Annotated in this window: 15 protein-coding genes and 1 pseudogene; 4 read left to right on the forward strand and 12 right to left on the reverse strand. The window is 36.5% G+C overall.

Annotated features, from left to right (window positions below; all coding sequences use genetic code 11):
* Positions 1–23 precede the first annotated feature (23 nt).
* Positions 24–272, reverse strand: a pseudogene (locus HMPREF1135_RS14450) (ORF6N domain-containing protein); the annotation flags it as partial.
* A 22-nt stretch (positions 273–294) separates the two neighbouring features.
* Complete coding sequence (locus HMPREF1135_RS07015; protein ID WP_007593533.1) at positions 295–510, reverse strand: hypothetical protein; 216 nt, start codon at positions 508–510, stop codon at positions 295–297.
* Positions 511–698: 188 nt separating this feature from the next.
* Between HMPREF1135_RS07015 and HMPREF1135_RS07020 the strand changes: the two genes are divergently transcribed.
* The gene (locus tag HMPREF1135_RS07020) at positions 699–1,268 is read left to right on the forward strand and encodes a nitroreductase family protein (RefSeq protein WP_007593535.1); all 570 of its coding nucleotides are present in this window, start codon (positions 699–701) and stop codon (positions 1,266–1,268) included.
* Positions 1,269–1,327: 59 nt separating this feature from the next.
* Here HMPREF1135_RS07020 and HMPREF1135_RS07025 read toward each other — a convergent pair whose 3' ends face one another.
* The 6 genes from HMPREF1135_RS07025 to HMPREF1135_RS07050 all read right to left on the reverse strand — a co-directional run bounded on the left by HMPREF1135_RS07025 (position 1,328) and on the right by HMPREF1135_RS07050 (position 6,850).
* The gene (locus HMPREF1135_RS07025; RefSeq protein ID WP_007593537.1) at positions 1,328–2,419 is read right to left on the reverse strand and encodes an ABC transporter substrate-binding protein; all 1,092 of its coding nucleotides are present in this window, start codon (positions 2,417–2,419) and stop codon (positions 1,328–1,330) included.
* A gap of 23 nt (positions 2,420–2,442) precedes the next feature.
* On the reverse strand, positions 2,443–3,231 hold the full coding sequence (locus HMPREF1135_RS07030) for an ABC transporter permease (protein WP_007593539.1): 789 nt from the start codon (positions 3,229–3,231) through the stop codon (positions 2,443–2,445).
* Positions 3,228–4,049, reverse strand: coding sequence for an ABC transporter permease (locus HMPREF1135_RS07035; protein ID WP_007593541.1), 822 nt, complete (start codon positions 4,047–4,049; stop codon positions 3,228–3,230). The genes HMPREF1135_RS07030 and HMPREF1135_RS07035 overlap by 4 nt, the downstream gene beginning before the upstream one ends.
* Positions 4,042–5,118: an ABC transporter ATP-binding protein gene (locus HMPREF1135_RS07040; protein WP_007593544.1), complete on the reverse strand. Its 1,077-nt coding sequence runs from the start codon at positions 5,116–5,118 to the stop codon at positions 4,042–4,044. Before HMPREF1135_RS07040 ends, HMPREF1135_RS07035 begins: the two co-directional genes overlap by 8 nt.
* Before the next feature lie 14 nt (positions 5,119–5,132).
* Positions 5,133–5,666, reverse strand: coding sequence for a helix-turn-helix domain-containing protein (locus HMPREF1135_RS07045; protein ID WP_007593546.1), 534 nt, complete (start codon positions 5,664–5,666; stop codon positions 5,133–5,135).
* A gap of 275 nt (positions 5,667–5,941) precedes the next feature.
* Entirely contained in the window at positions 5,942–6,850 is a 909-nt protein-coding gene (locus tag HMPREF1135_RS07050; protein WP_007593549.1) for an alpha/beta hydrolase, read from the reverse strand.
* A gap of 209 nt (positions 6,851–7,059) precedes the next feature.
* Between HMPREF1135_RS07050 and HMPREF1135_RS07055 the strand changes: the two genes are divergently transcribed.
* From HMPREF1135_RS07055 to HMPREF1135_RS07065, 3 genes are all read left to right on the forward strand, one after another.
* On the forward strand, positions 7,060–7,329 hold the full coding sequence (locus HMPREF1135_RS07055) for a type II toxin-antitoxin system RelB/DinJ family antitoxin (protein ID WP_007593551.1): 270 nt from the start codon (positions 7,060–7,062) through the stop codon (positions 7,327–7,329).
* Positions 7,326–7,601: a type II toxin-antitoxin system YafQ family toxin gene (locus HMPREF1135_RS07060; RefSeq protein ID WP_007593553.1), complete on the forward strand. Its 276-nt coding sequence runs from the start codon at positions 7,326–7,328 to the stop codon at positions 7,599–7,601. The genes HMPREF1135_RS07055 and HMPREF1135_RS07060 overlap by 4 nt, the downstream gene beginning before the upstream one ends.
* 313 nt (positions 7,602–7,914) lie before the next feature.
* The gene (locus tag HMPREF1135_RS07065) at positions 7,915–8,163 is read left to right on the forward strand and encodes a hypothetical protein (protein WP_007593555.1); all 249 of its coding nucleotides are present in this window, start codon (positions 7,915–7,917) and stop codon (positions 8,161–8,163) included.
* Between the two features lie 8 nt (positions 8,164–8,171).
* Here HMPREF1135_RS07065 and HMPREF1135_RS07070 read toward each other — a convergent pair whose 3' ends face one another.
* From HMPREF1135_RS07070 to metA, 4 genes are all read right to left on the reverse strand, one after another.
* Positions 8,172–9,500: an alpha-amylase family glycosyl hydrolase gene (locus HMPREF1135_RS07070; protein ID WP_007593556.1), complete on the reverse strand. Its 1,329-nt coding sequence runs from the start codon at positions 9,498–9,500 to the stop codon at positions 8,172–8,174.
* A 76-nt stretch (positions 9,501–9,576) separates the two neighbouring features.
* The gene (gene aroC / locus HMPREF1135_RS07075; protein WP_007593557.1) at positions 9,577–10,683 is read right to left on the reverse strand and encodes a chorismate synthase; all 1,107 of its coding nucleotides are present in this window, start codon (positions 10,681–10,683) and stop codon (positions 9,577–9,579) included.
* Entirely contained in the window at positions 10,683–11,741 is a 1,059-nt protein-coding gene (locus HMPREF1135_RS07080) for a lactonase family protein (RefSeq protein WP_007593558.1), read from the reverse strand. The genes aroC and HMPREF1135_RS07080 overlap by 1 nt, the downstream gene beginning before the upstream one ends.
* 114 nt (positions 11,742–11,855) lie before the next feature.
* Positions 11,856–12,791, reverse strand: coding sequence for a homoserine O-acetyltransferase MetA (gene metA, locus HMPREF1135_RS07085; RefSeq protein WP_007593559.1), 936 nt, complete (start codon positions 12,789–12,791; stop codon positions 11,856–11,858).
* Positions 12,792–12,794 lie beyond the last annotated feature (3 nt).

Consider the following 12,794-nt stretch of genomic DNA (forward strand, 5'->3'; position numbering starts at 1 on the left):
TGTATAGCATAATTCCTCTTCTTCTGCAAAAACTCTCTTTTCCCAATCAACCATTGATTTTTTACGATGTAATCTTTCATTCTCTTAAATGTACGAATCAAAGCTTTACTCTGCTTGACCGCAAGCTCTCCTTTGAGAACTGTCATCAGCATATAGATTCCCTGCTCGGTAAAAGCATGAGGATTGTACTTAATATTACTCCATCGTCCGGTGCCTCTGTTCAAGGTGAAATTTTTGCACCTTGAAAGTTCCTCAACTTCTTGAGTTGTCAGTTAAAACATAAAATCTTCGCCTTCATTTATTATCCTTATTTTCATAATAATTTATAGCGGCAATTATTGCAGATACGCCGAACCATATTCCAAAAACATAAACGGCACTTTTTCCCAGCCTATAAAGGTTTAATCCCTTATATATCCATATATCCATAGGAATAACAATTACAACAAAAGCAATGATATAGATAAGTGTATTTATAAGAAACCTTCTATGCCTTTTTATAAACTCCATACTTCCCTCCTTTATTCCATGCAAACAACATATATGGTAACAACTATATTGTATCACAAACCGAAAATAAAAAACCGGTTTTATATATTAAAAGTATCTTACTTTAAAATAATTAAAAAATAGACTATAATAATCAGACATTCCATATTACATACATATTTATTATATAGGAATAGATTGGAGATTTTATGAAACTTATAGATAATTTAAAACAAAGAAGGACTTACTATAATCTAAACAAAACACTTCCGGTATCAAATGATGAAGTAAAAAAGATCATTGAAGAGATCACCGAACTGGTACCTGATGCCTTTAATATGAAAAGTGCTCGTGTACTTGTCGTTATGGATAAGAGACAGGATGAGCTTTGGGATAAAATATTTGATACTTTTGAGGGCAAGGTTCCTCGTGAAAAAATCGACGGATTTAAGGCTGCAGCAGGTACAATACTTTATTTTTATGATGAAGAAGTTGTAGCAACACTGCAAAAAAAGTTCCCGACATATGCAGATAACTTTCCTGTTTGGGCTAATCAAGCAAACGGTATGTTGCAAATAAATATCTGGACAGCTCTTAGGGAGCTTGGAATCGGTGCAAACTTACAGCACTATAATCCTGTAATCGACAGCCTTGTACAAGAAATGTTTGAAATTCCTAAGTCATGGAAATTAATCGCACAAATGCCTTTTGGAGGAATTGTTACAGAACCTGGTCCTAAGGAAAAAGAAAATATCGCTGATAGGGTAAGATTTGTTTAAAAATTTCTATACCCATAAAAAATATCCCACAGACTACACTAAGTCTGTGGGATACTTTTTTAGTTCCCTTTAACTTCTTTCCAAAGGTCATTGTAAAGGCTGTCGCCCTCATCTCCGAGATACTTAAATACTTCGCTGTTCTTTAACATATCATCTGTCGGGAAGAGCGCCGTATTGTCCTGCAAATCCTTATCAAGTAAATCATATGCAGCCTTGTTAGGTGTAGGGTATGTAATATATTCAAAGTTTTTCTTTGCAATCTCAGGTCTGTTTAAGAAGTCTATCCACTTCTCCGCATTTTCCTTATTCTTTGCATTCTTCGGAATTACCCATGAATCAATCCATACATTTGTACCCTCTTTAGGTATCACATACTTAAGTTCAAAGTCTCCGCCGGCCTTTGCAACCTCATTTTGAACATAGAGCATCTCACCTGAATAGATAACTCCTATAGCAGCCTCACCGCCGATCATCTTATCTCTAACCTGATCCACAACATAAGCCTGAACAAGAGGCTTTTGCTCTATAAGTTTATCCTTTACCTTTTCAAGTTCCGACTTGTCGGTAGTGTTCATAGAATATCCGAGCAGCTTCTCACCGACCATAAAAGCGTCTCTTACAGAGTCCTGCATAAGGATATTTCCCTGATACTTGGGATTCCAAAGGTCTCCCCAGCTTGTTATATCGTCCTTTACCATGGAAGTGTTATAAAGTATACCCACAGTTCCCCATGTATACGGTACCGAGTACTTGTTCTCAGGGTCGAAAGCCTTTGACATCTCCATATATTTAGGGTCGATATTCTTTACATTCGGCACATTGTTAAAGTCGATTTCCACAAGCATATCATTTTGTATCATCTTCTCAATCATATAATCTGAAGGGCATACTACGTCATATACCACACCGCCTGCCTCAAGTACCGGATACATTTCCTCATTGGTCTCAAACATATCATAAACAACCTTGATACCGGTCTCTTTTTCAAACTCCTCTACAACACTCTCGTCAATATACTCACCCCAGTTGTATACATAAAGCTCGCCTGCACTGCCTGCCTTGGCACCTGCATCGCTTTTTCCGCATCCTGATAATACAGCCACAGAAAGTAGGCTCATTAATGTCATTATACTTACAAATTTCTTTTTCACGTTTATTTCCTCTTATCTTCTATTTATTTTTTCTTTATTTTATTCTGTGCAATATTTGATACTATCAGCAGTATCAAAACGGTAGCAAAAATGATTGTAGAAAGGGCGTACAGACTCGGCTTTATACCTCTTCTAACCTCTGAATATACCAGAGTTGATATAGTGTTTATACCTGCACCCTTTGTAAAATGTGTTATTATAAAATCATCCAGTGACATGGTAAAGGCAAGTAAAAATCCCGATATTACTCCCGGGAATATATCCGGAAATACCACCTTAAAAAATGCCGTAACAGGTGTAGCACCTAGATCCAGTGCCGCCTCGTATGTAACTCTCTCAGTCTGCTTAAGCTTCGGCATTACAGACAGTATTACATACGGAATATTAAATGTAATATGACTTATAAGAATAGTCTTAAATCCAAGGCTTATTCCAAAAGCTATAAATCCAAGCATCAAAGAGATACCTGTTACAATATCCGCATTCAGCATAGGAATATTGTTGACAGCCATTACCACTGTCTTAGGTACCTTTCTCATATTGTTGATACCTAATGCCGCCACAGTTCCTATAATGGTTGCAATAAGTGCCGATAAAAATGCGATAACCAATGTGTTTCTGAAGGCAGACATTATTGTGGCGCTTTTAAAAAGCTCTCCATACCAGTCAAAAGTAAATCCACCCCATCTGTTCCTTGACTTTGAAGCATTAAAACTCAGTATCATAAGGGTTGCTATCGGGGCATATAAAAAAATCAATATAAATACCAGGTAAAAATCTCCCAGTACTTTTCTTATCTTTGAATAAATCAAACGCTCATGCCCTCCCCGTCTTTATCATACTTGGCAATAAATGCCATACTGATAAGTATAAAGATCATCATTACCAGTGAAAGTCCGGAACCGAGATTCCAATTGCTTCCCTTTGTAAATTCCTGCTCTATTACATTTCCTATCAAAAGCACCTTGCTTCCGCCAAGGATATTGCTGATAACAAATGTTGTCAGTGCCGGCACAAATACCATTGTTATGCCGCTGACAATACCCGGAATACTAAGAGGTATTATTACCTTTGTAAGTGTCTGCATTGTATTTGCACCAAGATCTCTTGCGGCATTTATTGTATTGTCATCTATCTTTTCAAGTACATTATATATAGGCAGTACCATAAAAGGCAGATAGTTGTAAACCATACCGAGTATAATGGCTGCCGGTGTATTGATGATATTTAAACTAGGCAGATGCAAGAAGTTTAAAATCGTATTTATTATTCCGTTTTTCTCCAAAAGTGAAAGCCATGCTAGAGTTCTAAGCAGGAAGTTCATCCACATAGGTAAAATAAATATAAATACTATAAGGCTTCCTTTATTAAGCTTTTTGCTTTTCAAAGTAAGTGCCAGCGGAAATGCCATTACAAGGCAAATAGCCGTACTTACAATTGATAATATTATGGATAATACAAGTGCCTTAAAATGGTCTTTTGCAAATATTGAAAGCACATTTGCCGCTGTAAAGCTTCCGCTCCTATCAGTCAATCCATATATAAAAATCAGTGAAAGAGGTATTATTGTAAAACCTATCATCCAAAGAATATATGGGAATGCAAGTACTTTTCTTAAATCCTTATTCATTTACACCCACAGCCTCCTCATCCTCAGACTCAGGCTTGTTCATTATCTGTATATCAAAAGGATCCACACTGATGCCGACTTCCTTGCCTACCGGGAACATATCTGTAGAATGTACCAGCCACTCATATCCGTTCGGAGTAGTAACTTCCATCTCATAATGCACTCCCTTAAATATCAAATGAGTAACTCTGCCTACCAAAGTTCCCTTTTCAGGTTCTACAAGGTCAATATCCTCAGGTCTTATTACAACGTCAACAGGCTTATTGGTACCGAATCCCACATCCACGCAGGCAAATTTTGCTCCGAATATATCTACAAGCTTATCCTGTACCATGGTTCCGCCGATTATATTTGATTCGCCTATAAAGTCCGCTACAAAGGCATTTTCAGGCTCATTATATATCTGCTCAGGAGTACCCATCTGCTGTATATATCCCTGATTCATAACCACGATGGTATCGGACATTGTAAGTGCCTCTTCCTGATCATGTGTAACATAGACGAAAGTGATACCCAGCTCATTCTTAAGTCTGATAAGCTCATATTGCATATCCTGACGAAGTTTTAAATCAAGTGCACCAAGCGGCTCATCAAGTAAGAGTACCTTCGGCTCATTTACTATAGCTCTTGCAATTGCAATTCTTTGCTGCTGTCCGCCTGAGAGTAAATTTATATTTCTGTTTTCATATCCGGAGAGATTTACCAGCTTAAGCGCATATTTTATCTTATCGTCAATATATGCCTTTGATTTATTTTTTATCTTCAAACCGAAGGCTATATTCTCCGCAATGTTCATATGAGGAAATAATGCATACTTTTGAAATACCGTATTTAAATTTCTTTTATTCGGCGGCAGATTTGATATATCCTTGCCGTCAAAAATTACTCTTCCGGTATCTGCCTGTGCAAATCCACCTATTATTCTAAGGGTGGTCGTCTTACCGCAACCCGAAGGACCGAGTAAAGTTACAAATGAATTTTCTTTAATTGATAAGTTTAAATCATCCAAAACAATCTCTCCGTCAAAACTCTTTGAGATATGCTCCAAATCAATAAGGGATGTTGACATACTTCCTCCAATTTTTAAAAATTAGGCGGTGTGCTGACCCAAATAAGTCTTGCACCTCGCTTTGAGCTGATATAATGCTTTTTATCAGATGTAAAATAAAAAGCCTCTCCTTTTTTTGCCAAATACACATCATTTCCCCTATGTATCTCCACAGTTCCGGAAAGAATATATCCGAACTCCTCTCCGTCATGTGGATTGTCAGGATATGTCATACCTCCCGGTTCAATAGTCTGAAGTATAGGCTCCATCATATTTTTTTGTGCATTCGGTATTATCCATTCGATGGTATTATTAAGTTCTTTATCCTCTTTAATAAAGTAATCTTCTTCTGTAAAAACCACCTGCGTTTCGGTTTCTTCATCAAAGAAGTCCTTTATTTCCACTCCAAGGCATTGCAAAATATCAAGAAGAGTTGCTATAGACGGTGAAGTCAGATCATTCTCCAGCTGCGAAATAAATCCTTTGGACAATTCCGCTCTATCAGCAAGCTCTTCTTGTGTAAGTCCCGCAAGCACTCTGAGTCTTTTTAGTTTTGAACCGATCTCCATAAAAAGCCTTTCTTTGTGTTGCACACTATTTCTAAGTAAAAAGTTTAGTGTTATTAAACAAAGAATATTATACATTATCTGAAACCGCTGTCAAGGACTTTATTTTTATTTATTTTTCTGTCTTTAATGTTAATTTATCCCAATATTTTAAGCAAAATCTATAATGACTATGGTAAACTGCCATTAAACTTACAGAATAATATTTTTAAAGTTTTTATAGACGTAATTAGTAATAAAAAACCTCAGAAAACATTATGCTTTCCGAGGTAATTTTATTAATTAAAATCTATATTGTTTAAAAAATTACTTATTATGCTTCTGTACTCAGCTTCACCCAAAACTTCTCTAGACCTTGCATGTGCGGCATCAGGTACCAAATGAAGCTCTGAATACCCTGCTGTAGCGGCCTTATTTACCTGCGAATTCTCAGGCAAAATAAAGGTATCCGCCTCACCGTGTATAAAGCATATAGGTACTTCATTTCCCACAAGTGCATCCTTTGGTGAAGTCTTTTTCATATCATATCCGTATCTTAGCTTCATGGCTATATTTACACTCGGCAAGACAAAGGGAGCCTTAGCAAGATCATAAGCTTTATAAATCAAATCATAAAGATTTGAAAAACCGCAGTCCGCCACCACAAAATCCACCTTCGGCTTTTTTGCAAGTACCGTCAGAGAAGTTGCGGAACCCATAGACTCACCGTGAAGCCCAAGCTTAATATTTCCATATCTGCTATAGCTGTCCTCAATAAGCTTTTCAAGATCTTCAGACTCAAATTGTCCAAGGCTCACTGCTGTTTTTGTATTCTCGCCATGGTCTCTTAAATCATAAATGATACAGTTAAATCCAAGGTCCATATAAGTATCCACATATTTTACGGCACCATATCTGTTTGACTTAAAACCGTGGCTTATAATCACATATTTATCGGTCTCTACAGGATTTTTTACCAAAGTAACATGCAACTCATAGTCTTTATATCCTTTTACTGTATACTCCTCTTTTTCATATGAGTCATAATTTCCCCAAAGTCCATGTTCCTTTTCCCAAGATATCTCTTTATCAAGTGTGGATACATTCGGTGCGGCTATCTGTGATGCAAGACCAAGAATAAATCTGCAATACAATCCGATTGCAACAAGTACAATTATTATTGCAATCGCAATTATTATTTTCTTCATCTAATATATATCACCTTTCTATAAATACAAAACTCAAAATTAATCGCTAACAGTATAAACATTTCAATTGTATCTATCAAGTTTTTTATTCTGTTTTCAATATAAAATATATGCTTATAAATATGGCTTATATAAACTGTTCATTATTATTACAGTGTATTGACATTGCACGAATTTTAAACTATATTTTAGATATTGGAGGTAGATGTATGACTACAAATCTAAATATAAGAACAGATAAAAATATAAAGGATCAGGCTGAAGAAATTTTCAACCAACTTGGTCTCAATATGACAACAGCTATAAATATGTTTTTGAGAACGGCAGTCAGAGAAAACGGCATCCCGTTTGAGCTGAAGCTTGACACACCTAACAAAGATACAAAGGCTGCTATTGAAGAAGGACGCAAGCTCTTTAATGACGATTCTGTCAAAGGATATAACAGCATTAAAGAACTAAGAGATGCTTTGGATGTATGAAGTACACTATAAAATTTACTACTCAGTTTAAAAGAGATTTGAAACTTGCAAAAAAGCAAAATAAGAATATCGATAAACTGTTTGAGATAATTGAGATTTTGGCAAACGGAAACCAATTGCCGGCAAAGTATAGAGATCACGAGCTTACAGGTAATTATAAAGATACCGGAGAATGTCATATAGAACCGGATTGGTTACTTATATATGAAATTCGTGAAGAGATACTTGTACTGATGTTAAATAGGGTGGGAAGTCATTCTGAATTGTTCTAGTGACAGATATATAAGAGGAGGAGTATGGAAATGGGAAAAATTTATCTAATAAAAATTTAAATAATGAAGAAAACTCAGACAATTCAAATACTGATAATAATTTGCATCAGCCTACTGATAATGTAGATAATAACAACGACAATAATACGACCAAGCTTAGAACAATATCAGACCTTTTTTTAGATTATTTTGGTCTTTTACCTATTGTTAGTGCTATAATATATAAAATATGTGTACTATTGAACTTTAACTTCAAATAATATATATTTATGTTAGTAATACCTACTTAACCGCGCACTTCAGGAGGTTCATTATGAATAGAAACGATGATAACAGCATAACCTATATAGCTTACAAGGTTGCAATTCTGCTTGTACTGTTGATATTGATATTTAATGCGGATAAAATTGCACCACGTATATTCCTTTATAATTATGCAGATAACAACTACAGTGATTCGGCATTTATGCCGGCATATATTACAACACAGATAATACTTTCTCTTTTGTCTGTTTTGGATATAGGATTGATAGTGGTTGATTATCTTAAATTAAAGAAATAGGATAGGTTTTACCCTATCCATACCTGTCCGGAATTTCCGGGGATATTTACATGCATATTCCCGTCGAAATTCCTTTTTTCTCCTGAGAAGATTTCTGTAAATTCACCGCTGATATTTAAATGAACATCTGCATTAATGTCATCATTATTTACTATGGCAACAAGTCTTTTATCTCCATACTCTCTTAAAAATGCATACTGTCTGTTTGTAAGCAAAAGCTCTCTATAGCCTGCCTCTCCAACCCATGGATTTGAAATTCTCATATTTCCCAAGGCTGCAATCAGTTTGGTATTTTTATTTGATTCTAATGCAGTCTTATAATCCTCAAAGTTTAGCTCAGGTCTAAGTATATCATCTGCATAAGGTTTCTTCTCGCCCTCAATAGCAAACTCCGAGCCGTAGTATATGGACGGCTTTCCGGGCAATGTATATAAAAGCACATGTACAGGTGCAAAATGATTCTTATTATTTAGCTTTGTATAAATTCTTGCCACATCATGATTGTCAACAAAGTTATAAAAAGCATTGGCGATATGCATTCCCATATCTGTACAACGCTTTACGGTATGTGCTATCTCAAAGTAGTTATGATCATTGTGTCCTGAATAAAGAGCCTTGTGCAACCAATAATTGGTTACCGACTGAAGCATATTTTCATTTACCCATCTGGTGTAATCTCCGTGAATCACTTCACCCATAAGCCAAAAATCCTGCTTGCAAGAATCCGTCACAGACCTCAGCTCACTCATAAAGGTAAAGTCAAGTACATCTGCAGCATCAAGCCTTATTCCGTCTATATCAAACTCACTTATCCAAAATCTTGCCACATCCAGCATATACTCTCTTACTGCCGGATTTTGATGATTGAGATTTACAAGAGTACCGTGTCCGTCCCAGCTGTCATAATATAATCCGTCATTATAATCATTATTCCAATCAAAATGCAGATTTTTAAACCATTCCTTGTATGCACTGTTTTCTCTTTTCTCTTTTACATCCTTAAATGCAAAGAATTCTCTGCCTACATGATTGAATACACCATCCACTATAACTTTTATATCATTTTCATGACAGGTATTTATAAAGGCTTTTAAGTCCTCATTGTCCCCAAGTCTTGAATCAAGCTTTTTATAGTCTACAGTCTCATAACCATGGCCTACAGACTCAAATAGCGGCCCGATATATATCGCATTGCATCCAAGCCTCTTTATATGACCTATCCAAGGCAAAAGCTTATTTAATCTATGCTCATTTATTTCAAACGAATTTGTTTTCGGTGCTCCTGTCATTCCGATAGGATAAATATGATAAAACACCGCACTGTCATACCACTTCATAGTATCTCCTTAAAAACAAGGCTTTTAAATCCACAAATCAATCGTGAATTAAAAGCCCCTATACTCATATTTATATTTAATTTTTGTAAACCTTCAAAACATTATCCATTTTGGATTTCATATTCTCAAGTACCATATCAAACAAGGTAATTGCAACCATGCTCTCTACCACCACTACAGCTCTTGGAACTATAACCGGGTCATGTCTGCCCTTTATCTCAAGTTCCACCTCTTCATTTATCGCATTCACAGTTTCCTGCTCTCTTGCAATAGATGGTGTAGGCTTTACCGCCGCATTGATAATTATAGGTGAACCGTCACTTATTCCCCCAAGTATACCTCCTGACATATTTGTCTTTTTTCTGATATGAAGTCCGGTATCATCCTCATCTACAAAGAAAGAGTCATTATTTTGTGATCCTTTCATAGTACTTACATGAAAACCTGCACCAAACTCCACTCCTTTTATAGCACCTATACTCATGACAGCTGCTGAGAGCCTTGCATCAAGCTTATCAAATACCGGTTCTCCAAGTCCCGGCATTACACCTGTTGCTATACATCCTATGATACCGCCCAAAGAATCTTTCTCTTCCTTGGCTCTTTTTATAAGCTCCACCGCCTTGTCGGCAGCTTCATTATCAGGCATATATACATCATTTTCACTGCACTCTTCAAGGTTAAAGTTTTCGGCATATACATTTCCTATACTTTGAGTGAATGCCTGTACCTTGATACCCAGCATTTCAAGTGCCTTTATAGCTATGGCACCCCCTATTACTCTGCCTATTGTTTCTCTACCTGAGCTTCTTCCGCCGCCGCGGTAATCTCTGAAGCCGAACTTTGAATCAAATGAGAAATCGGCATGTCCGGGTCTGTAAGTAATAGCCAGTTCATCGTAGTCCTGTGACCTTTGAGACTGATTTTCAAGCATCACCATAATAGGTGTACCTGTTGTTTTACCGCCAAACACTCCGGAATAAATACGACATTTGTCGTTTTCATTTCTGGATGTGGTAACAGTACTCTGTCCCGGTTTTCTTCTGTCCAGAAACTTTTGGATATCCTCTTCACTTAGTTCTATACCTGCCGGCACGCCGTCCACTATAGCACCCAAAGCTACTCCATGTGACTCTCCAAAAGTTGTAACTACAAAGCTTTTTCCAAAACTTGAACCTGCCATTATACCTCCACTATGACACAGCAATTAGGCTGATTAACTCTTATAATATTTGAGCACATCACAATCAGACCTGTTGAATAATCTATCTTAAAGAATGTAATACTTCCGCTCTCATGATTTATGGATGCAATATGATGATTGTCAGGGAAAATCGCCACATCCTTCGGATACTCACCGCTTATTGGAAGACACATCTTCTCTTTTAAAAGTCCGGTCTCGGCATCTCTTTCATACAAACATACCGAATTGTCACCGGCATTTGTTGTAAATAGGAATTTCTCATCGGCATTAAGTGTCAGTGTGGTTGCGGCTGTAAGTTCCGAGAGCTTATTGCTTCCTGTTGTAGGCACTGTTTGAATCTTCTCAATCTGAGGCATTCTGCAACCCGGCTTAGCTTCATAGGTAAATACATCCACCACATTTTTCATCTCATACATCAGGTATAGAAACTTTCCGTCCCTCGAAAATTCAAAAAATCTCGGTGCGGAATTTATATCGCACGGAATCATATCGACAAGGGAGAGTCTCTCATCTTTATTGTCAAAATGATATATTTTCACCTGATCTATTCCAAGGTCGGCAGCCATAACAAAATGTCCGTCAGGAGTTGTTCTTGTACAGCTTACATGAGGTCTGAAATTTCTTTCAGCTATGGAGCCAAGTCCTTTGTGATAAACCTCATCCACTATCTCTCCCACACTTCCGTCCTTGTGAAGCTTCAAAACCGTAATTTTCCCGTCATGATATCCGGATACGAATATAAATTTATCTTTTATATCTGTTGAAAGATGACAACCTCTCATTCCGTTTATCTTTACAGAGTTTAATCTTTCAAGCCCTCCGTCAGGCAAAATTCTGAATGAAACGATTCCTTCATCGGCAATTGAATACAATGTCTTCTGGTCTCTTGATTTGATGACATAGGAAGAGTTGTCTACATCCACTTCATCTTTTTTGACAAAACAGCCCTTCTTTGTATCCACATCATATATTGTAATTCCCTTTGCTTTTCCTGTATATGAATAAGATCCCACATAGGCAACATACTTTCCGCTCATAAACATACTCCTTTAAACTTATATAGCTCAATTCTATCATAAAATCCATATTTTTTGAACTTATTTACTCAAAATAATGTTCTAATCAAAAAATATTTTGACACCTTTTGAGTTTTAAATTACCCAATCAAAATTGTTGGAAAGCTCATACGGTGTGTTCTGATATACATAGAAATTCAGCCAGTTTCCGTATAATGTATTGGAAAAATTTCTCCAGCTCAACACAGGTCTTGAAAAAGGATCATTGTCACTGAAATAGTTCTTCGGCAATGCAGGATTCAAACCCTTTGCAACATCTCTGTGGTACTCATTACTGAGAGTCATTCTGTCATACTCGGGATGTCCCTGTATAAAAACTTGAGATCCGCTGCCATACTCATTAAGCACAAGGAGTACTCCCGCTTCGTCAGACTTGGCCAAAACCTGAAGCTCAGGATGTTTTAATACATCTTCCAATTTAACTTCCGTATTCCTTGAATGTGGGCAGTTTACAAAATCATCCATACTTCTGACTAATGGCACTTTTTTCTTTAAAATCTCGTGTACGAACACTCCTGCCAGCTTTTCTTTTCTCTCATATTTGGGTATTCCAAAATGATAGTAAAGCCCTGCCTGTGCCGCCCAACAAATATGCAGAGTAGATGTTACATGAGTCTTTGACCATTCCATTATTTCACAAAGCTCACTCCAATAATTTACCTCTTCAAAATCCATAAGTTCTACAGGGGCACCTGTTATTATCATACCATCATATTTATCATTTTTTATATCTTCAAAAAAGGTATAAAATTTATTTATATGACTTTGGCTTGTATTCTTTGACTGATGACTTTTCATCATCAAAAATGAACAGTCTACCTGCAATGGGCTATTTGATAATGCCCTAAGAATCTGAGTCTCTGTATCTTCTTTTATAGGCATCAAGTTTAATATCAAAATCTGCAATGGTCTGATATCCTGAGAAATAGCCCTATCCTCATCCATTACAAATATATTCTCAGATTCAAGTATCTCTTTTGCCGGCAGTCCTTTTTGTATTTTTATTGGCATAAT

This window comes from Lachnoanaerobaculum sp. OBRC5-5 (assembly GCF_000296385.1).
GTDB lineage: Bacteria > Bacillota > Clostridia > Lachnospirales > Lachnospiraceae > Lachnoanaerobaculum.